The sequence below is a fragment of the uncultured Dokdonia sp. genome (assembly GCF_937910895.1).
Classification (GTDB): domain Bacteria; phylum Bacteroidota; class Bacteroidia; order Flavobacteriales; family Flavobacteriaceae; genus Dokdonia.
In genome coordinates this window covers 1-25,893 of record NZ_CALEMI010000156.1, presented here as the reverse complement: position 1 = coordinate 25,893, position 25,893 = coordinate 1, and the positions used below count along the sequence as shown (strand labels likewise).

The 25,893-nt window shown below is 37.3% G+C and carries 16 protein-coding genes and 1 pseudogene; 6 read left to right on the top strand and 11 right to left on the bottom strand.

What is annotated here, in order from left to right; genetic code table 11:
* The 4 genes and pseudogenes from Q0505_RS18310 to Q0505_RS18295 all read right to left on the bottom strand — a co-directional run.
* On the bottom strand, window positions 1-1,515 hold a 1,515-nt coding region (locus tag Q0505_RS18310; protein ID WP_299215996.1), incomplete at its 3' end, for a LodA/GoxA family CTQ-dependent oxidase.
* Window positions 1,516-1,539: 24 nt separating this feature from the next.
* Entirely contained in the window at window positions 1,540-2,895 is a 1,356-nt protein-coding gene (locus Q0505_RS18305; protein ID WP_299215993.1) for a hypothetical protein, read from the bottom strand.
* 365 nt (window positions 2,896-3,260) lie between these two features.
* Window positions 3,261-4,244 (bottom strand): SH3 domain-containing protein, encoded by a 984-nt coding sequence (locus Q0505_RS18300; RefSeq protein ID WP_299215989.1) that lies wholly within the window; start codon window positions 4,242-4,244, stop codon window positions 3,261-3,263.
* A gap of 438 nt (window positions 4,245-4,682) precedes the next feature.
* A pseudogene (locus Q0505_RS18295) lies at window positions 4,683-4,964 on the bottom strand (magnesium chelatase); the annotation flags it as partial.
* A gap of 215 nt (window positions 4,965-5,179) precedes the next feature.
* On the opposite strand from Q0505_RS18295, the gene Q0505_RS18290 reads away from it, so the two are divergent.
* Window positions 5,180-5,818 carry a hypothetical protein gene (locus Q0505_RS18290; protein WP_299215986.1) on the top strand — a complete coding sequence of 213 codons (639 nt, stop codon included), beginning with the start codon at window positions 5,180-5,182 and terminating at the stop codon, window positions 5,816-5,818.
* A 43-nt stretch (window positions 5,819-5,861) separates the two neighbouring features.
* Complete coding sequence (locus Q0505_RS18285) at window positions 5,862-6,398, top strand: hypothetical protein (RefSeq protein ID WP_299215983.1); 537 nt, start codon at window positions 5,862-5,864, stop codon at window positions 6,396-6,398.
* Window positions 6,399-6,634: 236 nt separating this feature from the next.
* Here the strand turns inward: Q0505_RS18285 and Q0505_RS18280 are convergent, their stop codons facing one another.
* The 6 genes from Q0505_RS18280 to Q0505_RS18255 form a co-directional block, all read right to left on the bottom strand.
* The gene (locus Q0505_RS18280) at window positions 6,635-8,173 is read right to left on the bottom strand and encodes a YifB family Mg chelatase-like AAA ATPase (protein ID WP_299215980.1); all 1,539 of its coding nucleotides are present in this window, start codon (window positions 8,171-8,173) and stop codon (window positions 6,635-6,637) included.
* 247 nt (window positions 8,174-8,420) lie between these two features.
* On the bottom strand, window positions 8,421-11,087 hold the full coding sequence (locus Q0505_RS18275; protein ID WP_299215977.1) for an alpha-amylase family glycosyl hydrolase: 2,667 nt from the start codon (window positions 11,085-11,087) through the stop codon (window positions 8,421-8,423).
* A 910-nt stretch (window positions 11,088-11,997) separates the two neighbouring features.
* Window positions 11,998-13,836, bottom strand: coding sequence for a CocE/NonD family hydrolase (locus Q0505_RS18270; protein ID WP_299216004.1), 1,839 nt, complete (start codon window positions 13,834-13,836; stop codon window positions 11,998-12,000).
* Between the two features lie 6 nt (window positions 13,837-13,842).
* Complete coding sequence (locus tag Q0505_RS18265) at window positions 13,843-15,867, bottom strand: thioredoxin family protein (RefSeq protein ID WP_299215999.1); 2,025 nt, start codon at window positions 15,865-15,867, stop codon at window positions 13,843-13,845.
* Window positions 15,867-17,207 (bottom strand): tRNA lysidine(34) synthetase TilS, encoded by a 1,341-nt coding sequence (gene tilS, locus Q0505_RS18260; protein WP_299215974.1) that lies wholly within the window; start codon window positions 17,205-17,207, stop codon window positions 15,867-15,869. Before tilS ends, Q0505_RS18265 begins: the two co-directional genes overlap by 1 nt.
* A gap of 11 nt (window positions 17,208-17,218) precedes the next feature.
* Window positions 17,219-17,401, bottom strand: a complete 183-nt coding sequence (locus Q0505_RS18255) for a CAL67264 family membrane protein (protein ID WP_299215971.1) — start codon at window positions 17,399-17,401, stop codon at window positions 17,219-17,221.
* Between the two features lie 223 nt (window positions 17,402-17,624).
* Between Q0505_RS18255 and Q0505_RS18250 the strand changes: the two genes are divergently transcribed.
* The 3 genes from Q0505_RS18250 to Q0505_RS18240 all read left to right on the top strand — a co-directional run bounded on the left by Q0505_RS18250 (window position 17,625) and on the right by Q0505_RS18240 (window position 23,558).
* Entirely contained in the window at window positions 17,625-19,253 is a 1,629-nt protein-coding gene (locus Q0505_RS18250) for a carboxyl transferase domain-containing protein (RefSeq protein ID WP_299215969.1), read from the top strand.
* A gap of 125 nt (window positions 19,254-19,378) precedes the next feature.
* Window positions 19,379-21,082, top strand: coding sequence for a M23 family metallopeptidase (locus Q0505_RS18245; protein ID WP_299215966.1), 1,704 nt, complete (start codon window positions 19,379-19,381; stop codon window positions 21,080-21,082).
* Between the two features lie 4 nt (window positions 21,083-21,086).
* Window positions 21,087-23,558, top strand: coding sequence for a TonB-dependent receptor (locus Q0505_RS18240; RefSeq protein ID WP_299215964.1), 2,472 nt, complete (start codon window positions 21,087-21,089; stop codon window positions 23,556-23,558).
* Window positions 23,559-23,681: 123 nt separating this feature from the next.
* Here the strand turns inward: Q0505_RS18240 and Q0505_RS18235 are convergent, their stop codons facing one another.
* Window positions 23,682-24,845: a cysteine desulfurase family protein gene (locus Q0505_RS18235; RefSeq protein ID WP_299215961.1), complete on the bottom strand. Its 1,164-nt coding sequence runs from the start codon at window positions 24,843-24,845 to the stop codon at window positions 23,682-23,684.
* A 105-nt stretch (window positions 24,846-24,950) separates the two neighbouring features.
* Here Q0505_RS18235 and Q0505_RS18230 point away from each other — a divergent pair, with 105 nt between their 5' ends.
* The gene (locus tag Q0505_RS18230) at window positions 24,951-25,880 is read left to right on the top strand and encodes a hypothetical protein (protein WP_299215959.1); all 930 of its coding nucleotides are present in this window, start codon (window positions 24,951-24,953) and stop codon (window positions 25,878-25,880) included.
* The last annotated feature ends 13 nt before the right edge of the window (window positions 25,881-25,893 follow it).

Sequence of the window (25,893 nt, the reverse complement as noted above, 5' to 3'; positions counted from 1 at the left end):
CTCCGAATGCGAATCATACGTGTGCAGTGACCAACATCGTGTCTTTCCAGGGCTGAATCTTCCTCCTAGACAGTTGACAAGAATGGTTTTATCTAATTGCTCTCCTGCTCCTAATTGTACCGGCGGTGTCTCGCTATGGATCCCACTATTCCATTTATCTAAAAAGAAGTATTGTTGTTCTGACAATGTTAAGAAACTTTGTGCTGCATCTCCCAAAGATAATGGCATTAAAGGAGCTCCGTTGGCGTCTTGAGATCCATCGGGATTCCGTATAAATTGCATGACATCAACACTCGGTTTCTCTTGTGTTAATGATCGCATGTTTTGATGCGCATTGATGGCTTTACTCGGTAAATTTGTATTCCACATTTGCATGTGAGCTGCATTTAAGGTTGGGTATACATCATCTTCAAAATAAGGCTTATAATTATCGTTATAGGCGCCATTGCTATAGATGTCTGGTCTTAGATTAAATTCTTCTAACCATGTATTATATACATCATCCCAAAGAGATACTACATTCAATGTCTGAGGTGCATACGATGGATCTGTCGAAACAATCCAAGCACTCCCTTCCACGGGTTGTTTACTCCCATCATCAAAAACTAATACGGCAGTCACGGGACCATCTGAGGTATCATCCATCCAATTGTCATTATCTACATCTTTACATAGCGGTTGACCTGAATCAAATTCTCCTTTATTATTAAAAGCGCAGGCGAGTCCAAATCCTCCTAATACTAATAATCTACCATTAGGTTCTGTTAGAATTTCTCCTAAATAATCGATAGGATCACTTCCATCATTACCTGTACCAGTTGCTAAGGGAAACTGAATTGGATAAGAATCCTGTGTTTCGATGGTTCCCGAGGCTTGATTATAGTAACTCGCTTTTGTATGTATATCAAAGGGAATAGGTGTATTTCCCTGACTTGCCTTAATAGCTCTAGGTCCTGCGTCTATTACTAGCTCTTTTAATCGTGTGGGATCTGCTGGATTTATTTTATATGGATTTTGACAGGGTGCTGCTCTATAATCAGGATTCCGTAAAGGAGGAGTACTTACCTCAAAAGGCGCACTTCCATCAAATGAAACTTTATGTGGTTTGTACAAAGCAATTCCTTCGTTTGCGTTTTCATCTATTTCCCAACAATTTGCCTTTTTATTAGCAAGGTGAGTTGTCCAAATAATATCAACTACTTTTTTTCCATCTACCGTAGCGCCTATAACGACTTCTTCTCCTCCTGGTGTTGGATAGGTAATCGCATTTCCTTCTGTAGGGTATTGATAAATTTTAAAGCGTGCTGCTTGTCTTTTTAGTTTTCCTTCTCCATCACGTATATGTGCACTTGTAATGGGCGTATCTTCTGTACCAGGTTGTATTGGGAGTCCTCCCGTAATATCTGACCCTTCTATAGGCGAAGCCGCCATTGTTTCAGGACCTAGATAATAGTCTTTACTGTTTCCTACTCTGGCAAATCCTATTGCTGGATGTATTCTTAAACTTGTTTTCATCGTGTCTTATTTTCTAGGTGGTTGTTAGTTATTTTCAGGCTTTGCTGGTGGTGCTTCTGTCCCTTCTACATAATTCTTTAAGAGTACATGGCTCAAATTGACATTCTTCCCGCCAAGCATTTCTAAATCCGCTGGAACATCTGTCACTGCATTGGTATTATGACAACTAAAACATTCATTTTCTGATACTATTTTTTGTGTAAAGGTTTCTATGGTGGAATTAGACAATTCCAAAGAACCTGTTAGAAAAGATCCATCTACATTAGGATTCCAATTAGGCTTTAATAAATCTGGATTATTAAACCAGATCGCGCCTACTTCAAAATAATTTTGCCATATCGAGTTGTTTTTGGCTAACTGTTCTTTTACACTCGCATTCAGATTCATAATATGCGTCTGATTGGTTGCTTTCCCACCTCCATTTTTAAATTGTCTTGCTACTTGTGTAATAGGTGTGAGCGTTTGTGCATTTTGATTGACAAATTTTAAAAGACCTGCATTATCAGTATTGACATCTCCTGCTGTTGTATTTGCGGCATACAACAACCAATCTTTTGATGATACCGGTGTATCCATTGTTGCATTTTCTGGAAAATCAGGAGCATTACCGTCAAATTCAAAAGTTGCCCATACAAACTCAGCATGTCCATCAGGAACAAAAGCGACGTGAAGCCCTACCAAAGCAACCTCTACATCTGTTTGAATCTTAGGGTTATCCTTATCAATTCTTGGTTGTCCATCCACTAAGGTTAAAAGCTCTATATCTGATTTTTGAGTGTACATTTTTGATGTATCTTCTCCATCTTGTACAATTTTCCAAGAGGTCTTAAGTGTTAAAGAACCTGGAGGAAATCCAGTGTTAGGATCAAATGCCGCCATGGTTGCTCTATCATATAATTTATTGTCTAACACAAATTGTTGAAAGACATCATTAATGATGATACTACTATACACGGCTCTCCCATTTTGATCGATAAGCATTCCTTTAGAAAGGGCTTGTTCTACCACATCTAATACATGATAGGTATCATCCTTGTATTCAGGTGTGATTGCTTTATTGGTAAACATGGTTTCAAAACGAAGTTGCCCATTCACCTCTTCGGTTAACCATAAGAAATATTGCCATGACAGTAAGTGAAAATCACAGTTGTTGGAGTTCGCATTAATAAAACTAGGATCTGGTGTTGGTACATTCCCCGTAAACCAATCTGCGGGCGCATTTTTACAATCACTATTAGGATTTGAAACTTGAATCAATGTAGTTTCATTAGTCGCATTTTCATTTTCAGTGTCATCATAGCCACCTTTTGTAGTTTCTTTGCAAGCTACGAGACTGACTGTCAAAAATAGCAAACAAAAAATGTGTTTGAATAATTTCATGATTTTTGGATTTTTCTGGTATTTGGTTAGTGAGGCTGAGAAACCTCAAATGATTTGTAGCCCAAATGTAAAAGAAATGTTAAAAAAATTTATAGGTATAAATACGGGATTGTTGAGACTAAATTGCTTGTTTTCTGGTGAAAACAGGCTATGAAGACCTTATCTATTCCTAATATTACAGTATAAAAAGTAGTATGTGCTCGTCTAAAATTAAGATAACTTTTACATCCCGATAGCTACTAAGTACCTTTTCGCTTTAAGCGAAAAAACATAAAAAGTTCCGCTACTACTCCATCTCAATTGAAACTTGTATCCTCTAAATACTAGAAAATAAGTATCTACCATGTATGTTAACTTATGTAAAGTTACGATGGAAAATCCAAGAATCTACTAGAGACCCATTGTTCATCTATGCTGATTTGCGACCAATTTCCAGCTGTCTCATACACAAATACCTCTTGATTTTTCATAACAGCTCCTACGATGTGAAATCGTGTAGAAGGACCGCTACGCACATTGAGTGCATCGGCGTTTACAGTGGCGCGTTTGACATCTTTGACATAATTACTGTACACCCATTCTTGGTTATCTTTTGAGATTCTGTACCAGTTATTTTTCTCTTCGTAAATCCGTACGACAGACCCTAGAGTGGTTTCCCCTATTCGATCGAAGGAAGAGTTGGCGCCTTTTCGGATGTTTAAAACATCGGCAGTCACGCTACCATAGCCTTTTATTGAAGAAGGCATGGTTCCTGTGACGGGTTGTCCAATAGCTGCAGCAACGAGCGGAAGAAAATGTTGCTCACAGGTAGCAAGGGTGTTTCCGCCAAAAAAGTTAGTCCCTGGGCAACTTTTTGTAATTCCGGTTCCGTTAGTACGGGCACCTGTACTCAAATCAAACCAGTGATGATAGACAATTCTATCGGTAGATACTGGGATGCCAAAACGCTCACAAAGTGCTGCGGTAGCGCGTATAATACTATCTCGTTGTAATGACGTCATCTCATCTTGCCCGATATCAAAATAGCCAATATTTTCTATACAGATCGCATTGCTATTATTTCCAAAAATACAGGCTGGCGAACGCTCTAGACTTCTTCCTGTCATGATTTTTCCATCAGGAAAAATAGAGAAATGCTGTCCAATATCACTCCATCCATTATTATTGACATGGTGATTTTTCATGCCATTTTGCATCCTAAAATGATTGTCTCCCTTAAAGTGAATATAACTTGGTGAGAAGGTGTGATGCTGTTGAATAAATAAAACGGTTCTCGCAACGTGTTGCTGCTTAATCCACGTTTCAAATTCTGAAATAGTTAATGAAGTAAACCCAAATTTTGTTTCCATGTTGATTGTATTTTGAATGGTATTACATCCTAAAGATAGTATAAAATGCTTATGGTCAACGGATGCACCTTTTTTCTTACAGAGGTTTCAGTGGATTGTTATTTTTTGGGGATGGGGTTTTGGGGGAGTGTTTTATGCTTTCGCGAAAGGGGATAATGAACTATTTCATACTTATTTAATATCAGTTTTTTGTATATTTATAATATGTCAATTTGGGAAATCATAGGAATAATCTCTTCTTTGTTTGGTATATTTTCATTTTTTAAAAATGATTTACCAATCCCTACCCTTTTTAAAAAAATCTAATTCCATTTTCGGTACCATGCTTAATTAACTTAAAATCAAGTTATTAAACTATTTTTTATTTTCATTATTGGTGACAATTTTTAGCTGTTACCATGTCGAACGACTCTTCATTAGCAAAAATGTATAGCTAAACTATCCCAACCACCCATCTCTATCTAAACTACGATACTGTATCGCTTCGCTGATATGCGTTCCTGTGACTACTCCACTATCTGCTAAATCTGCAATCGTACGCGATACTTTTAAGATTCGATCATAGGCACGAGCGGAAAGGTTTAAACGTTCCATAGCGGTTTTAAGGAGTTGTTTGGAGGCGTCATCTAGAGCGCAATACTGTCGGATTTGCTTGACATTCATTTGAGCGTTGTAGTTGGTGACCTCGCTTTCGCGAAAGCGGACTACTTGCAACTCTCTTAGGCAAAAGATAATGTTATAGTACCATACAGGGATATACTTACTCTAAGGATTTCACCTCAAAACACTGTTTTACAAATATTTAAAAACATAAAATATTTACTAACTTAGGCACTTAAATAAAAGAAATGTAGCCATCATAATAACTATATACAATTGTTATCTATTAGTTGTTGGACATTACGATCTTATTTATTAATTCATTTTTTTACTTTATGGAACCGTTATTTAAGTTTTGTAGAAAAGAGCATAACCTTGCTTTAGGTGCTACCACCATTAGGATCGCAAATATGAGCTATTACAGAAATTTTGAAGAAAAAGATATTGGAGATTCTCAGGAGGGGATTAAAATGAGTAAAGAATTTATTTGGAATCAAATTCATCCCACAAATATAACAAGATTCGGTAATAGTAATTTAATTTTTTGTGCTTCAAATAGTATGATAGGCTCATTGGCAGAGTATGATAGTTGCTATAAAATAACTGATTACATTAAATTTGGACGTATTCTGGCAAATGAACTTATCGATACAATATATCTTGATGAAATAAGACACCTAGACACATTTTTACCAATCTCAACTTTGTCAGAGATATCTAAAGTAGGAGTCGAAATTGAACGACGTTCTGTTAGGTACCTTAAAAAAGATGAAATAAAAAACGAGAATTATAATATGTTAGCAATCCCTTTTTGGAAAGACATAAGCTATAAACATCAAGACGAATATCGTTATTTGTTCAAATTATTTTATAATGATTTCCCAGTAGGGCTTTCTGCTGTAGACACTCCATTTATTGATTTGGACCTTAAAAAATATAGAAATGTATTACCTATTGAACTTATAGAATTGTAATATGGAGATGTATTCATTAAAATATTATATTAGAAACAACTCTTTGAAATATAAAAATCCAATTTCAAAGATTGATTTTTTTTCTCAATTAGATGAGGATTATCCCAAGCCACTTGAATGGAGAGAAAGTATGATTGAAGTTTACACACCAAATGTTTTAATTGCTGATTTAGAAATAAATGATGCAGAAAAAGCGTTAGATGAGATTGAGATTTGGTCAAAAAAACATAGTGAAATAATTAGGAGTACTTTTCCAGTAAGAAAGTTCACAAATTTTAGAAAGTATCCAATAGGATTCATGCAAGAAATCAACATAGATTCGTATGTCGTTCCAATTCAATTTCTAAATAGGTATAATCTGGACGAGAATTACTTAATAATGAATTCTAATGGAAAAAATTATTGGAATTTAATTTATCTTTCATCTCTATTTTTCGAAAAAAAGGAAAGCTGTAAATTTTCTCATCGTACTATATCATTCTTTCACCATCCCAAAGAAGGTATACTAGACATTAATATTGACACATTAAAAATTCAAACTATACCTAATAACATTAGAGATTCTAAAAAAACAGTATAAAGCAAAAAATCTGAACAATGATATCATTATTCAGATCTAAGTAATAATTTTAATTCTTTAATAATCTGTATCGGTTATTTAGGACGAGACGCTTATTATTTGTTTTCATCTAACTGACTTAAAATACATTACATACTACAATCAATTTGTAATAGGTGCCAATCGAATGTCAAGATCTAAACTTCGATACTATTTTGTTCCTAACGTCACTAAATCGTTCCTTGCACTAATTCTAGTTAACCCAACCATCCATCTCTATCCAAACTTCGATACTGTATCGCTTCGCTGATATGAGTGCCTGTAACAGTTTCACTAGCTGCTAAATCTGCAATGGTACGTGATACTTTTAAAATACGATCGTATGCACGAGCGGAGAGATTCAATCGTTCCATGGCGGTTTTTAAGAGTTGTTTGGATGCGTCATCTAAGGCGCAATACTGTCGGATTTGCTTGACATTCATTTGAGCGTTATAGTTGGTTGCCTCGCTTTCGCGAAAGCGGACTACTTGTAATTCCCTTGCAGCCGTTACCCGTTTCCGAATCTCGACACTCGACTCGGCTTTTTGTTCGCTGCTTAACTTTTCAAAAGGCACTGGCGTGACTTCAATATGAATATCAATACGATCCAATAACGGACCACTTACCTTTCCTAAATACCGTTGCATCTCGGCTGGACTGCTCGTCACTGGTGAATCGGGATCATTAAAATAACCACTTGGGCTCGGATTCATGCTCGCTACCAACATAAAACTACTCGGATACGTCACCGTAAATCGTGCACGAGAAATCGTGACTTCTCGGTCTTCCAACGGTTGTCGCATGACTTCGAGGACTTCTCGTTTAAACTCAGGCAATTCATCAAGAAACAACACCCCATTGTGAGAAAGCGAAATTTCCCCCGGCTGTGGGTAACTCCCACCACCGACTAAAGCGACGTTAGAGATTGTATGATGTGGCGACCGGAAAGGCCGTTCGTTCATCAAGCCTTGGTTATTTTTTACTCTGCCTGCAACACTATGAATCTTGGTGGTTTCAAGTGCTTCTCTCAAACTCATTGGCGGAAGGATGCTTGGCAACCGTTTAGAAATCATGGTCTTTCCAGATCCTGGAGGACCGATCAAAATAATATTATGACCGCCTGCTGCCGCAATCTCCATACAGCGTTTTATAGACTCTTGCCCTTTGACGTCAGCAAAATCAAATTCGGGATGGTCCAAACTTTTATAGAACTCGGCTCTGGTATCGATGACGGTTTGTTCTAACGGCACCTCTTTATCAAAAAAAGCAATGACTTCGCTTATATTTTCGACACCGTATACGCAAAGTCCGTCGACAATAGCGGCTTCTTTGGCATTCTGTTTGGGCAAAATAAATCCTTTAAAGCCTTCTTCTCGTGCAGTAATAGCGATTGGCAACGCGCCTTTGATGGGTTGTAATCCTCCATCTAAGGAGAGTTCGCCCATAATGATATAGTCAGCAATGGTCTCGCCTTTTATTTGTCCTGTGGCGACTAGAATTCCTGTGGCGAGTGTAAGGTCATAGGCAGAGCCTTCCTTGCGCATATCGGCAGGAGACATATTGATGATGATCTTTTTTCCGGGAATTTTATAACTATTATTCTGAAGCGCAGCGGCAATCCTATAGTTACTTTCTTTAATGGCATTATCGGGTAATCCTACCAAGTGGTATCCGATTCCTTTATCTACATTGACTTCAACGGTAATAGTCGTGGCATCTACACCAAAGACTGCGCTACCAAAAACTTTGGTTAACATATACATCTTGTTAGTGTAAGATAGAAATATGCGCAGCTCTATACCTCACTGATTATGAAAGTATAAATATATAACTTCTTTTTAAGGTTTTACACATCTAATTTTTAGGAAATTATAAGACAAGAAAATATGAAATCCAATATCCCAAATTTAATACGTCTCACCAACTTTTCGCCTTGAGCTTTAGTAAAAAAACCTGTAAAGCAAGCCTCACAGGTTTTAATACATTATATGTGTACTTAGAAAACTATTTTACCATAATCTTTCCAACTTCGGTGTGTGATCCGATCACTACTTTATAAAAATAAAGACCTGATGTTCTCAATTCATAATCAATGAGTACGGTACCTGCATCAAATTCTTTGCCTTTATGCTCTTTAATCAAGCGACCATAACTATCATAAATAACAACAGCCACATTCTCTGATTCTGATAATGGAATCGCAATCACTCCTTTTCCATCAGATGGATTCGGGTAGGTAGTAATGGCACTTTTTAAACTTAAATATATTTGATTTTTATCCTTTGAAGCGGTCTCATTTGGAATGCTACTTCGTGTAGGACAATCAAAAGGACAGGTGTCATTCCAGTTCCCATTGCGTACAGCTCCTCCAGATGTAAAATTGAACCAGCCTTCACGGTCTCTAGTTAAATCGGCAGACTGACTTCCATTATTTTGATTATTGAATACAATCCCTATTTCAGAACTACTCACACCTGCTGGTAGTGTGATGTCATAAAAAAACCAATTTCCAGTATCTGGAAGTGCCGTCATTTGCTGACCAGGCCAAGCGGGCGTTCCCGCCAAAACACCGTTTTGGGTAGTATTAAACGTATATCCATAGATAGCATTCCAATCATTTGGTTTGTGTGCGTAAATACGGTAGGTATTTGATGAAACGCCTGGACAATCCGAAGGACAATCATCAGTCCAAGTCCCAGTTCGCATCGCACCTCCAGAAGTAAACTCAAACCAACCCTCTCTATTTCTAACAAGATCTACCGATTGACTTCCATTATTTCCATTGTTAAAGACAATTCCAATAGAGTTAGGGCTTACACCCGAAGGGATATTGATTTCATATTCATACCATAAAGTACTATTAGATACAGGAGTCATTGTTTGTCCTGGCCAACCACTGGTTCCTGAAAGAACACTATTAGTTGCGGTGTTGTAGACATAGATATCCAATGTATTCCAGTCTAAAGGCTTCTTAGCTCTAACTGTAAATGAAGAAGGCGGTGTCACTGTCGTACCATCAAAGGCTTCCCCTATTAATACAAGTCCGAACGGACTATTAAAATCGGCAGTGTTGTTACTCACGATGGCAGTATTCCCTGAGAAATAATCTGTCAGTTCCGTTCCGTCAGGCCATAGATTAAATACATTGAGTGCATTTTGAAAATCACCATCATTTCCTGTGTACACTAAACTTTTGTCGGACAATACTCCATTATCAAACTCTCTTTTAAATGTATAGGGTGTGTCCTGAAGCTTGGTATGCACACCCGCTCCTACAGATACGTGCTCTCTTCTAAAACGTCCTAATTTTTGATGATGTAACAATGTGAGTGAAGCTAATGAATTTGAGTTATTTAAATCTCCAAAATTCATAAAAGAACGTAAAGTAGCATCTCCACTCGCACCACCTCCAGGTGTTAAAGTTCGTGCCGTCTCATCTCCATAATAAATTTGTGCTGTTGATGGAGATAATAAAAGTTTTGTACCTGCCTCAAACGTTCGAGTTCTATTAATGTCAAATACTTCGGCAGTATCATGATTGGCTAGGAAATTCATCACAGAGGCACCTCCTAGCTGATTCTGTAATAAATTACTATAACTAGAAAATATACTTTCTAATCCTTGATTGGCGACAAACCGAAAATCAAAATTGATAAGATTTTCATAGCCATTATTATAATAATCGACGTTAAATCCATCTCCATTAAAAACGCGCTGCATTCCTAAGGCAAAGTAATTAAATACTTCGCCTGTCATCCAAAAAGGTTGATCGTCTACCTTTTTTTGAGGATTGGCACCTTTCCAATCTTGTAACGCAATAAGACCTTCTGATTTAAGTTCTGTCCATACAGATTCTTCAACATGTTTTACCGTATCTACTCTAAAACCATCTACACCATAATCTCTTACATAATCAGTAAGCCATTTGATAATATAAAAACGCGGTGCTCTTGGATACCCAGTTCGATTAAAGAAAGCATCTAACTCTGCGAGTTCTTGTGCTTTTCTTCCTTCATTCTCCCATTTATCTAATAACCATTGAGGAAGATTTACAGGGGCATTGCTTTCTGTTAATATATCTGGTAGATTATCAACGAGTTCACAAGGTATGGTTCCTTGAGGGCCATTAAAGTTACAGGTTGGATCTCTACGTACCCAATCACTCGGCCACGAATCGTCATCTGGATTATCAGGTCCTACATGATTCAATACGACATCCATGACAATACGGATTCCGTGGTCGTGTGCTGTATCTACTAGTGTTTGAAAAGTGGCTTCAGTGCCTAGATTACGATCTATCGCCGTCCAATCTTTTGTCCAATAGCCATGGAAGGCATAGTTTTTTCCAGAATCCACGTTTATAGATCCGTGAATGTTTTCGTAAGGTGGGGTTAGCCAAATTGCGCTCACGCCTAGATCATCAAAATAGCCTTCATTAATTTTATTGATTAGACCTTGTAGATCGCCTCCTAAATAACTTCGTAAAGGACCTCCATCTTGTTGTCGTCCATACGAAAAATCGTTGGAGGTATCGCCGTTTTCAAAACGGTCTGTCAGTACGAAATAAACAGTTGCATTTTCCCATACAAAAGGAATGTCCCTGCTTTGTCCTAGACTGGATACATAACTTAATACTACAAATAGAAATGATAAAAGTTTTGTTGTTTTCATAATTCTCGGGGGATTATTTATTAAATTAATTACACTTGATAATTTTCTATCAAATACAAATTCTTGTAAAGAACTAATATTCTGACAGATAAATCTATTTAAAAATAGGCTAAAGTTCTATTTTATGCTATTGATACCTGAATTAATTTACAATCTATAATCATTTTTAACATATTGAAAATCAATGTCTTTATTTATATTTTTCAACGAAAACGTTATCGTAAATAATATCATATTCGCAATAAATTGATACGTCTATCTTTTAAAGATTTCAAAATAAATAAGAATAAGGATATTTATCTTACATAGTTTAAGGATAAAGATCAATGCTGCATACAATTCTTAAGGAATAGAACTCATCCAAATCACTCCTGAAATCTCTTAAAATAGGGTTGTTTTTTATCGATTTTTAGTTAAAATGGATGTTTTCAATAAATCGTCAAAATGCTCAAAATATCGATAAAGTGATTTTAAGTCTTAATATTTTGTTAATTTTAAATAAATACCCCCGATTTTATCCTTCAAAAAAAGAGAAAAAATCAAAAAAGGGGGGATTTACCCCTTTTCTAAGATAGAAGTATACTATACTTTTAAGATGTAAAACAAATAAAGGGTTTGTTTAGATTCATCAAATGGGGGAAGTGTCGTTTTTATCTTGAGTGTTTAAAGACAATTGAAACGCACTAAACCATTTAATTTAGGGGTGAGAGGCATCCCGCAGTCTTGCGGGATGTTTTTCAAAATAGAGAGAGAATCTAAAACATCAACATAATTTGTGTATACATACACAAATCAAATTTAGGGGGTGAAAGGCATCTCGCAGACTTGCGGGGTGTTTTTCCATTTTAGGGCATATCCAAAAAAAGCGCACTTTGAAAGTGCGCTTTTTTTTATACCAAATAGATAACTATTATCGTAAAATACTAAATGAAATTCTAGAGTTATGAAAGACCGTATGTGTCTCTTTTGTAAAATCAGATTTCTTAGCTTTAAAAATATTATCTACATACGTTTGTGGATTTAAATCAATAAGCGGAAACCAGGTACTTTGCACTTGAACCTGTATTTTATGTCCTTTTTTAAAAGTATGCAACACATCTTGCAGCTTAATAAATACTTCCTCTTTCTTATTGGGTACAAAAGCTTCTGGACGTGACATACTTCTTCTAAAACGACCTCTCATCACTTCGCTACGTACCATCTGGTGGTATCCTGCCATTTGCATTCCTTCTTCAGTCTCTTCTGTATTAGGAACATCGTCTGGATAGACATCTATAATTTTTACAATCCAATCTGCTGAGCTTCCTGTAGTCGCTACTTCTAGTTTTGCCATAATCTCACCCACAAGCGTCACATCATCGTCAAGTACAGGAGTTTCATACACCAACACATCATCTCTTTTGGCAGCAAAACGCTGATCATCACTCATGTATTTACGAGGTGTAAATACCATTTTCTTTCCTTCTGCATACGGCACTGGATTGGCTGGATCACTTACAAATGTTTCTGATCCATTTCTTTTAGATGGACTTCCCGATAGATTATTATTAGCATCCAAATAAAATGTGGCAGGCATTGCTGCTTTAGGAGGCCATACATCAAATGATTTCCATTCCTTGGTTCCTGTATCAAAAATGTGTGCTTCTGGTAAGCCAAGTTCCTTATCTCCCATTCCCTTTAAGAAGTGGTCAAAGAATTTAGTTTCCAATTCTTTCTGGAAATAATCAGAGATATCATCTCCAAAATAAACATTTCCTACCGCTTGCCGCTTTCTATTGCGTGCCCAATCCCCATGACTCCACGGTCCAAAAACGACGGTATTGTAATTATTACTACGCTTTTCTATATTCTTATAGGTTTCCCACGGTCCGTATAAATCTTCGGCATCAAAGAGTCCTCCTACTGTCATAACAGCTGGCTTAATGTCTTGTAAATGTTGGATAAGCCCTCTAGACTTCCAAAATTCATCATAATTAGGATGTTCTTTTAGTTGCGTCCAGAATTCATTAGTTTCATCATAATACACATCTAGATTTGATAAGGGTCCTGTCTTTAAAAAGAAATCAAACTGATCGTCACTATCTAGTTTTGGAAACTCATACCAAGCCTCTGTAGTAGGACCCTCTTTTTGATATCCAAATAAAGCGGTGGCTCTCCAATAACTTAATAAATACGCTCCATTGTGATGAAAATCATCAAAAAAGAAATCGCCTATACACGCTTGTGGTGAGCTTGCTTTTAAAGCTGGATGCTCACTCAAAAGAGAGTAGGTAGCATAAAATCCTGGATACGATATTCCCCATGTTCCTACATTGCCGTTATTGTTGGCTACATTTTTAACCAACCAATCGATGGTGTCATACGTATCACTCGCTTCGTCAACTTCTCCTTCTTTTTTGTTTGGAATGTAAGCGCGCATATTGTCATATTTCCCTTCACTCATCCATCGGCCGCGTACATCTTGGTAAACAATAATGTACCCGTCTTCCATCATATACGTATTTGGTCCAATCTTAGAACGGAACTGATCTTCTCCATACGGACGGCAACTATAGGGTGTACGTTGCATCACAATAGGATAGGTCTTTGACGTATCTTTTGGTGAATAAATCGTCGTGTGCAATTTGATACCGTCACGCATCTCAATAGTCACTTCTTGTTTGTTATAATTTGCTTTTACATCGTAGGTTTCTTGTGTGTACGCTTTCGCGAAAGCAAAAACAAACAGTACTACAAATAGGTTCTTCATCATAAATTAATTATTATTAAATCGTGTTATTCCTTCTTTAAGCCAAGCCAAATATTCATTGATGTCTGGAGTGTATGAAACAGGCGTATTCAATTCTTTTTCATCGTGATCGAGTAAAACATAATACGGAGCGGCTAAAATCCCATACCGTTCTATTTGAAAATTATTCCATTTATTTCCTACCGTTTTTATACGTCTGCCAGATGCACTCACGCCTTGTTCGCTTTCTGGAAGTTCTTCTCTAGAATCGCCGTAGAGCGAAATCAAAACCACATCATTCCGCAATATATTCAATACTTTGGGATCTGACCAAACGCGTTCTTCCATACGTCTACAATTGATACACGCATAGCCCGTAAAATCAAGAAGAATGGCTTTATTTTCTTTTTTTGCGTACGCCACCCCCGCATCATAATCTGTAAATGACAATAAATCATGAGGTCCTAACTCGGCATGATCGGGAATTTCTTTATCTGAAGATACGATCGCTGATTTTCCTCCTACACCATACGGAGACTCGCTATTTTTCATAGGTGGCGGAAAACCACTAATTAATTTAAGCGGTGCTCCCCATAATCCTGGAATCATATAAATCACAAGACTTAACGTGGTTAATCCTAATAAAAGTCGACCAACAGAGATGTGATTTAAATCACTATCGTGTGGTAATTTGAGTTTTCCAAATAAGTATATCGTGAGTCCAACCAAAATAGCAATAATGATCGCCAAGAAGATTTCGCGTTCCAAAATATTAGTTTGTGCTACAAGATCTGCATTGGAAAGGAATTTGAAGGCAAGTCCGAGTTCTAAAAATCCTAATACTACTTTGACCGTATTCAGCCAGCCACCAGATTTTGGCAACGAATTTAACCATCCCGGAAACAACGCAAACAAAGCAAACGGCAATGCAATCGCCGATGAAAAACCGAGCATACTAATAATAGGAGCAATTCCTCCTTTGGTCGCAGATTCTACAAGCGCTGTTCCTACAATAGGACCGGTACAAGAAAAAGAAACAATGGCGAGTGCTAAAGCCATAAAGAAAATTCCAACCAAACCGCCGCGATCTGCTTGACTATCTACTTTGTTTGCCCATGATTGTGGTAGCATAATCTCAAATGCTCCTAAAAAGGAAATAGCAAATACCACTAATAAAACAAAAAAGGCAATGTTAAAAGGAACACTTGTAGAAACCTCAACAATAGCAGTCTCTCCAAAAATAGCGGTTACTGCAAGTCCAAGAACGACATAAATTAAAATAATACACAGTCCATAAATGATGGCATTTTTGATGCCTTGTGCACGTGATTTACTTTGTTTTGTAAAAAAGCTTACCGTCATAGGAATCATAGGAAACACGCATGGGGTAAGTAAAGCGGCAAGGCCACCTAAAAAGGAAAGAAAAAACAAAAGCCATAAGCCTTCATCTTTCTCTTGATGTTGTAAGTTTTGATCGAGCTTCTTTTCTTTTTTAGCATTGTTGGTATCAATACCGTAGTTTTCAAAATCAGTATAGTTGTCAAAGACTAAGACTTTAGTATTTACGAGATCATGTACAATATTAAACTCCTGATTAATACATACCTCTTTACAGGTTTGATGTTTTACTATAGACTTTATAAAGGGAGTATTAGGATCTTTAAGAATAACTTTTTGAGATATACGCCCTGTATCTTTCCAGAATACTTCATCTACTTCAAAAATATCACTATACTCTCGGTGTGTAGGACTTTCGATTGCTTTTCCATCTAATGTATAAGTAGCGTCGTTTTCTGGTAAAAACTCAAATCGCAATGGATTAGGACCATTCGCTGGTGTAAACTGGCTGTACACATGCCAATCTTTTTCAATAACTACATCATAATGCAGTATATATTCAGTATCAGATATCTTTTCAACTTCACCAGACCATTTTACAGGATCAAATTTTGGACCACCACTCCCAAAACCTTGTTCACCTCCAAAAACTTGGGCAAAAGCAAGCGTTGTGGTTAGCATAAATATGGCAAGGAGTGTAAGCGTTTTACGCATCATATTGAATATGTTATTTTTAATAGTTCCTGAGTGTTTTCTTGTACGCTATATCTTCTATCTGCTCGATGTCCCAGAATCCAAATAATTCCTTTTTGATCGCAGAGCAACCACGTATTTTCTTTGGCAACCAAAGATAGCTTTTCATCTTTAAAAAATTTACTCAGCTTCTTTTTACCTTTCATCCCTGTCGGATAAAAATAATCTCCCTCTTCCCATCGTCTTATGGTTAACGGAAAATGCAATGCTTGCGTATCTACCATAATCTCGTGTGATGTAGTAGGAGTCGGCGTTTTGATTGTTTGGAGCGTTAATTTTCCATACGTATCTTGAAAAACGCCAGCTGCTTCTGTAATCTCAAAAGAAGTCGTTTTCTTTTCCTGTTCTTTACGAAACGGATACAATTGTAGGGTCGTTCTATCTTTTAACAAACGATGTGTCTCTGAAAATAGTTGTTTCCCCGACTGTGCATTGAGTAATTGATAGACATCGTCCCAGGCTGTAAACCCATAGTCTTTATACAAAACATACAAAACGGCTTTCGGATTTGGATGCTGTTTCAGTTTTGAAATATCCAAACAGATCGCACGAGATTCTGTAACACTATTTAAAGGATACAAGTAGCGCTGCTTTAGTTCTTTCGCATAAGTGTCTAATAAATCAGCCGATTGTTGTAGATAGTCCATCGTATCATTAATACGCGCTAACGCATCGGGACGAATCTCTTCTAATGCAGGAACTACGTGATGACGTATCGCATTCCGCACATACGCATCAGACGCATTGCTACTATCTTCTCTCCAAGAGATGTTGTTTTGGATAGCATATTGATGAATTTGCTTTCGCGAAAAAGGCAACAGTAACCGTAATACATTTCCTGAAATCGCAGGAATTCCCGACAGTCCTTCGATACCCGAACCACGCGTGGCATTGATTAAAAACGTCTCCACGGAATCATTAGCGTGATGTGCCGTCAGTATATACTCGTATTCTTCAGCAGTGACGAGCTCTTGAAACCAAGCATATCTCAGATCGCGAGCTGCCATTTGTGTGGAGATGGTATGTTTTTTCGCGTAAGCGGACGTATGAAAAGACGTGGAATAAAAAGGAAGTTGAAACTGAGCCGCGAGTTCTTTTACAAACTGTGCATCTGCATCACTCTCTTCGCCTCGTAAGTTAAAATTACAATGGGCAATCCCAATATCCAGTCCAGATGCAACACACAAATGTACTAACACCGTGCTGTCCAATCCCCCACTCACGGTAGCTAATAACTTCGTAGTCTTTGATAGAAAAGGAACGTGTTGTTGTAGGTGTGACTGAAATGCATTGAGAAGCATACTTCAATTTCTTAAACTCTTCCTTTTAGGGCATTAAACACCCAAGCGATGGCAAAAAAGCCTATACCCACGGCGGCAAAACCCCAGCCAGCGACATCATCATACCTAAATGCGCCGAGCGCTATCAGAGATAATCCAACAATTATCATAACAAAAGTAGCCCAAGCGAGCACTGTATTTTTATTCATTCCCATAGTTTCATATTACGTTGCTAAGCAATTATCAAAACAAATTGCAAAACAAAGAATCTAAATACAAATATCGGCTAAATTTGATAAATGGAACGAAGAGAAACTATACGATTTTCGTAAATTCGGACATTATTAGATGGCATTGTTGTTTTTACGAAAACAACCTTGTATTTTTTGAAACAGCATCTCAACACATTTAAGATATAAAAAAGCATATTTATACACTATGGATTTAAAATTCAATAAAAACGAAGATCATAATAAACTCTTACTTTCTGATTTAAAAAGAAGACTCGCCAAAGTAAAATTAGGCGGTGGTGAAAAACGTATTGAAAAACATCATGCCAAAGGAAAACTCACCGCACGAGAGCGCATCGATTATCTTGTGGATGATCCAAAAAAATGTATAGAAATCGCTGCTTTTGCTGGAGAAGGCATGTACAAAGAGCATGGCGGCTGCCCAAGTGGTGGCGTGGTGATTAAAATTGGATATGTCTCTGGCAAACAATGTATCGTTGTAGCCAACGATGCTACCGTAAAAGCCGGGGCTTGGTTTCCGATAACGGGAAAGAAAAACTTACGCGCACAAGAAATTGCGATGGAAAACAAACTGCCTATCATTTATCTAGTAGATAGTGCGGGCGTATATCTTCCTATGCAAGATGAGATTTTTCCAGATAAAGAACACTTTGGACGTATTTTTAGAAATAATGCAGTGATGAGCAGTATGGGAATTACCCAAATCTCTGCTGTGATGGGAAGTTGTGTCGCAGGTGGTGCCTACTTACCTATTATGAGCGATGAAGCGCTGATTGTTGATAAAACAGGAAGTATTTTTCTAGCGGGAAGTTATCTTGTCAAAGCAGCGATAGGTGAGACGATAGATAACGAAACTTTAGGAGGCGCTACAACACATTGTGAAATAAGCGGTGTTACCGATTATAAAGCCAAAGATGATAAAGATGCTCTAGATACCATTAAGAAATTAATGGATAAAATCGGTGATTACACCAAAGCAGGATTTAATCGCAAGGAAGCGGCATTGCCTAAAGAAAATCCAGAAGAAATGTTCGGAATTCTTCCTGCGTCCAGAGCTGACCAGTATGATATGCGCGAAATCATAAAGCGAATTGTAGATGATTCTGAATTTGATGAATACAAAGAAGGCTACGGACAAAGTATTCTTACAGGCTATGCACGTATAGATGGTTGGGCTGTTGGTATTGTTGCTAACCAGCGAAAGCTGGTAAAGACGAAAAAAGGTGAAATGCAGTTTGGTGGTGTGATCTATTCTGATAGTGCCGATAAGGCGACGCGTTTTATTGCCAATTGTAATCAGAAGAAAATTCCGTTGGTGTTTTTACAAGATGTGACTGGGTTTATGGTGGGAAGTAAAAGTGAACATGGCGGGATTATAAAAGATGGTGCCAAAATGGTAAACGCTGTATCCAATAGTGTCGTTCCTAAATTTACAATTGTGATCGGAAACTCCTACGGAGCTGGTAATTATGCAATGTGCGGGAAGGCGTATGATCCGCGATTTATTGTAGCATGGCCAAGTGCAAATCTAGCGGTAATGAGTGGAAATTCTGCTGCTAAAGTATTACTACAAATAGAAACGGCTTCGCTTAAAAAGCAAGGAAAAGAGATTACGCCAGAAGTAGAAACAGAACTGTACGATCGTATTAAAGCACGTTATGATGAGCAAATCTCCCCATATTATGCAGCATCTCGTATTTGGACAGATGCAGTGATAGATCCTAGAGATACCCGGAAATGGATTTCGATGGGCATAGAAGCTGCCGATCATGCACCCATTGAAAAAGCGTTTAATCTAGGCGTGATTCAGGTTTGATAAACTATATTTTTAATAAAACAACTACTATTTCTGTGTTCGCTTTCGCGAAAGCGAATACCACTATACTAAAACAAGTATTCGTGAGTTTTAATTTAGAAAAGGTTTATATACATTAGCAGTCTATGGTTAAAAGGGGAATCGTTACGCATATTCTATTTATTTTTTCGACAGTTTTTTGTTTTGCACAAACAGATATTCCAAGTGATTATTTTATAAATCCGTTAGATATTCCGCTAGTGATGGCGGGAACTTTTGGGGAGTTGCGGAGCAATCATTTTCATAGCGGATTGGATATCAAAACTCAACGTAAAGAAGGGTTAAAAGTATATGCTTCGGCAGATGGTTTTATAAGTCGTATTAAAATATCTCATTACGGATACGGGAAAGCGATCTATATACAACACCCCAATGGATATACGACCGTATATGCACATCTTAAAAAGTTTAGCCCAGAAATAGAAGCCTACGTTAAGGACAAGCAATATAAAAAAGAGAACTACGAGATTGAAGTCTACCCTACTTCTGGAACCATCCCTGTAACCCAAGGAGAACTTATCGCCTACAGCGGAAATACGGGTGGTAGTGGCGGTCCCCATCTTCATTATGAAATAAGGGATGTCAATGCTAGGCCTATGAACCCTTTCCTTTTTGGTATAGATGTTACCGATACAAAACCTCCAAAAATTACCAAAGCTTTTGTCTATCCACTGGATGAGAACTCATACATCAATCGTTCTCAAGAGCCTGTAGAGCTCAGAATTAGTATGCAAAAAGACAGTAGCTTTATTGCAGAAAAAATTAAAGCACAGGGAAATATAGGTTTTGGCATCAGCACCATCGATCAACAAAATGGAGCTAACAATAAAAACGGAATCTACCAGATCCAAACAACCGTTAATGGGGAGGAGAACTTCTTACTGACCATGGATAAGTTTTCTTTTGCTGAGACTCGCTATCTCAACAGAATGATTGATTATGGTTATTTTATCAAAAAAAGAGAGCGTGTACAGAAATTATTTATAGAAAAAAATAATCCGTTAAGTATATATAAAAATGAGGTAGATAACGGTATTCTTTCTATTACCGATAGCCTCTCCTATCAATATACCATTAAAGTAAAAGATTATGCTGGCAATGTTACCCGAGTCAATATTCCGATTATAGGTGCCATAGATACGCTTGTACAACCTAAAACGAAAATGGTTACAGATCATTATGCGTACGCAAATCAGCCCTTCACGTTTTCTGATGGAAAGTTTACGGTGTATATTCCTAAAGGTGCTTTGTATGACGACACCTTTCTACACCTTAGAGCTAGCTCAGACAGTCTTGATTTTCATCAAGAAGAAACACCACTTCATAAAAACGCGATCATTAGCTATGACCTCTCAGCATACAATGAAGCCGATAGGGAAAAGTTATATATAGGTAGGTTAAATTATAAAGGAGATGACATTTATTATAGTGGTACACAAATTAAAGATAACCTCCTCACAACAGCGACAAGGACTTTTGGCACATACACTATTGGGATGGATAAAACACCACCTGTCATTACACCAAAAAATGTGGCTGAAGGAAGATGGATGTCTAAATATCGATATCTCAAATTTAAAATAGAAGATGAAGATAGTGGAATCAAAAGCTATCGCGCCACGATTAATGGCAAATATATTCTTATGGAATATGATTATAAAACAAATACACTCATACACGATTTTAACGATAACGTCGTTACTGATACAGAAAACAACTTAAAACTAATCGTCACAGATAATGTAGGAAATAGTGCTACATTTGAGACAACGTTTTTTAGAAAAAAATAATCTCTTGAAAAAAAGATACTTCCTACCTGTACTCGCATTCCTCTTTTGCTTGACTGCATTTAGTCAGACAGCAACGATAAGAGGAATTGTTTTAGATGAAAATCAAACCCCCGTTCCTGGCACTAATATCTCTTTTGGAACGGATGGAGATATTACAAATAGTAATGGTTTTTTTCAAATTGAAATTCCTGCAAATCAAGAAATCACTATTACATTTTCGTACGTAGGATTTAAAAATATCACACAAACATTTAATCTGTCACCTAATGCAGATATTGAGTTTAATCCTGTTTTTAAAATAGGTACAGAACAGTTAGGCACTGTCGTGATCAACTCTAATAGAAGAAGAGAACGCGAACAAGGAATTGTCACAATTTCTCCAGAAGCGATGCGTAAGATTCCTGGCGCACAAGCAGGTGTAGAAAACTTACTAAAATCCCTACCAGGTGTTAATAATAATAACGAACTAAGTACCAATTACAATGTACGTGGAGGAAACTTTGACGACAATCTTGTCTATGTCAACGAGATTGAAGTATACCGTCCCTTTTTAATTCGCTCAGGACAACAAGAAGGATTTAGTTTTGTGAATAGTGATTTGACACAAAGCGTTTCTTTTAGTGCTGGTGGATTTCAAGCAAAATACGGAGATAAATTAGCTTCTGTATTAGATATCTCTTACAGAAGACCTACGGGATTTGGTGCCAGTGTAAATGCCAGTCTTTTGGGAGCTACGGCATCGGTAGAAGGGGTTTCTAAAAATGGAAGACTTACAGCGATTACAGGGTTTAGGTATCGTAATAATGGTTTATTGGTATCTTCTAGGCAAACGGAAAGCAATATCAATCCTATTTTTGCGGATGCACAAACATTTATCACGTATAAATTTTCAAATAAATTCCAATTAGACTTCTTAGGAAATATTGCGATCAACGACTATGATTTTGAACCTTTGAATCGTCAAACTAATTTTGGAACGCTGTCTGATCCTGTGACCTTATTGATCTTATTTGATGGTCAGGAGGAAGATAAATATGAGACCTATTTTGGCGCTTTAAAAGCAACACATTTAGTCAATGAGAACCTCACCTTAAAACTGATTGGATCGGCGTATCAAAGTCAAGAACAAGAGTTTTTTGATATCCTAGCACAATACCGTTTAGGAGTTCCTAATAACAACATTGGAGATGAAAACTTAGGCGATGTGGAATTTACACAAGCCGCAGGGGGACAATTACGAAGTGCTCGTAATCTACTTGATGCGTTATTCATCAACTTAGAACATAAAGGAGAGTATATAAAAGGAGAAGATCAGATCGATTGGGGAATTAAATATACCCATGAAGACATCCGTGATCAATTACGAGAATTTGAGATTGTGGATTCGGCTGGATTTTCTATTCGTCCGCAGCTTCCTGATTTTGCTAATGATCAACCGTATAATCCTTTTGATGGTCCTATAGAACCTTTTACTAGTATTCGGGCAAGAAATGATGTACAGATAGATCGTGTTTCTGGATATGCGCAATACACCAAACGCACCGATTGGGGTACCAATGAAGTATCTTTTAATGTAGGTGTGAGAGCTCATCAATGGAGTGTGAGCGGTGAAGGCTTAGAGACTTCTACCCAGGCAGTATTTAGTCCGCGAGCACAGTTTAGCATCAAACCTGAATGGAATGAAGACATGGTCTTTAGACTCTCAGGTGGTGTGTATCAACAACCGCCATTGTACAGAGAACTACGAAATCCCACAGGAGATGTCGTGCCCGACGTAAAAGCACAGAAATCGATTCATGCAGTGGTTGGTCACGATTGGAGTTTCAATATGTGGGGTGGTCAGTTCAAATTGGTAAATGAAGCTTTTTATAAAGACCTGACCGATGTCAACACCTTTACACTAGAAAATGTACGAATTCGCTATCGAGCGAATAATAATGCAACCGCACGGATTTACGGCTTTGAATCTCGTCTTAATGGAGAGTTTGTTCCAGGTACCGATAGTTGGATTAGTGTTGGATTTTTGCGTGCCGAAGAAAATTTAGATAATAGAGGTTTTATTGCCCGACCCACAGATCAACGTTTTAAAGCGGCTTTCTTATTTCAGGATTATATTCCGACGGTTCCTAGTGCGAGATTGTATCTGAATATGGTGTATCAAACAGGATTACCAGGAGGAACGCCTAGTAATGTAGATCCGTATGATTTTGAAGATCTTCCGAGATTACGTGATTTCTTTAGAGCAGATTTAGGAATTTCCTATGTGTTTGCAGATGATAAAAAACAATTTGCTAAAGGACATTGGTTACATCCATTTAAAGAACTCACGGCTGGTTTTGAAATCTATAACATCTTTGACAAATTGAACTCGATTACCAATACGTTTGTACGGGATGCAAGTTCTGGACAACAGTTTGCAGTTCCAAACTTCTTAACGCCAAGAGTATTTAATGTGAGAGTGAGTATGAAGTTGTAGGATATGACTATTTTATTCTAATGGATTCCTATAAATTCTTAATCCTCTCTTTCCTTACCTTAGGTTTTGTGAGTTTTCTTAAATAAAAAATTATATACTTTCGCGAAAGCATAAAAACCTCTATTACCCTAAAACATTCTCCCCTTCAATATATTCCTTGAGAACCCCAACCACATAATCAACTTCTTCTTTTGTATTATAAATGGAGAATGAAAAACGCAAGCTAGGCTTCTTAAAATCTTCGTCATTTAAAACTTCCTTAAGCACATGAGATCCTCCTGTCGCCCCGCTTTGACAAGCACTTCCTTTGGAACAGGCAATGCCTTTCATATCTAATTGAAAAAGAAGTAATACTGCTTTTGCTTCGGCGATAGGAAGGCAAACATTCAATAATGTATAAGTACTCTTTTCTAAGTTACTACAATTCCCGTTTAGTTTTATTTCGGGAATTTCTTTTTGGAGCCTTTCGGCGAAATACGTTTTAAGCCCCTTCACATAGGCGCTTTCTTTTTCTAAGTTTTTGTACGCCAAAATCAGTGCTTCTTCCAAACCTACAATATTATGTACAGCTTCTGTTCCTGCGCGGAGTCCTCGTTCTTGAGAACCTCCGAAAATAAGTGGTTTTAAGCCACTATTTTTACGTACAAAAGCAAAACCAACCCCTTTAGGTCCGTGAAATTTATGAGCCGCAGCTGCAATAAAATCGACAGAAATATCCTGTAAATCTACTTGATAATGTCCTACACTTTGTACCATATCAGAATGCACAAGCGCTCCGTAAGACTTACAAAGGGTGGCAATCGCTTTGATATCGATCATATTGCCAATTTCATTATTGACATGCATGAGACTAACCAATGTTTTTGCATCACTTGCTTTTAGCAGTTCTTCTAGATGCTTTTCATCTGGAGTACCACATTCTTTTAAGTTGACAAATTGTAAATCAATTTTATGGCAGGTAGCCACTTCTTCGGCGGCATGAAGCACGGCATGATGCTCTATACGAGAGGTAATAATACGTCTGACACCGAGGTCACGCACTGCACTATTAATCACAAGATTATCTGCTTCTGTTCCTCCGGATGTGAATATAATCTCACCAGCAGACACATTAAAAAGTTCGGCAACACGCTTACGTGCCGTTTCTATTTGGCTTTTAGCCGTACGACCAAAAGCGTGGGTAGAAGAAGGATTTCCTGGCACGTCTCGCATCACTTCTGTCATGCGATCTACTACTTCTTTACGCATTTGCGTAGTAGCAGCGTTATCAAAATAAATAGAATTCATCAAACGTTGTAGTTTTGTTAAAAAGCAAAAGTAACGGAAATAAAATAATTTTTGTCATTACTTTGGTGCATCCTTTCTACTATTTTTGTTTAAAATTCTCTTTTAATGAAAAACCTTTTATTTGCGATTATAACGATTATTTGTTTTGCTTCTTGTGATGATGGAGACATTATAGTGACCTCCTTTGACTTTGAACAGCAAACCCTGGAGCGTTGTAGTGATTTTGATACTCAATATGTATTCTTCAAAATCAACCCAGAAAACAATGAAACCATCGCTATCGCATTTACGACATCTAATGATATTTTTGACGCAGGTGATGGAGAGAATGAAGTTAGAGAACTTGAACTACAATTAAGCGGAAATGACAATATCACCTACAGAAGGTTTGATGAATCGCCAACAAGTGATTATTTCTGTAATCCTATCCCGCCAGCAACACCTATTGTTATAGAAGAGTTTATAAGTACCTCTGGAGATATTACAGTATTTACAGAAGGAACATACGCAGATAGTGATGGAATTGCCTCAGAAATAGAAGATCCAACAGGACTAATAGATACCGATGGTGATTCGCTACCTGATATTATTGACTTTGATGACGATGGTGATAATGTCCCAACAGGTCAAGAAGGAGTTGTTCTTAATGATGATGGTACGATTAATACAGAATTAACACGTGACACCGATGGAGACGGAATTTTTGATTACCTAGATAATGATGATGATAATGATGGCGTTCTAACCATTGATGAAGATACCAATATGGATTTGAATCCTGCAAATGATAATTCAGATCCTGATAATGAGAACTTGGATGATTATTTGAATCCAGCGATTACCACCTCTGTAAACACAGAGACCTATAGGCTTCACACCTATTTTCTCAATAATATTATTATCACCATTGATACTCAAAATTTAGATTTTCGTAATCAAAACGGAGAAGAAGTGATACGGGATATACGTACCGTTACTTTTGGAACTTTTACAGGTGCTCCACCCGCTACGTTTACGATAACTCCTATGTTCTAGATTATTTACGCTG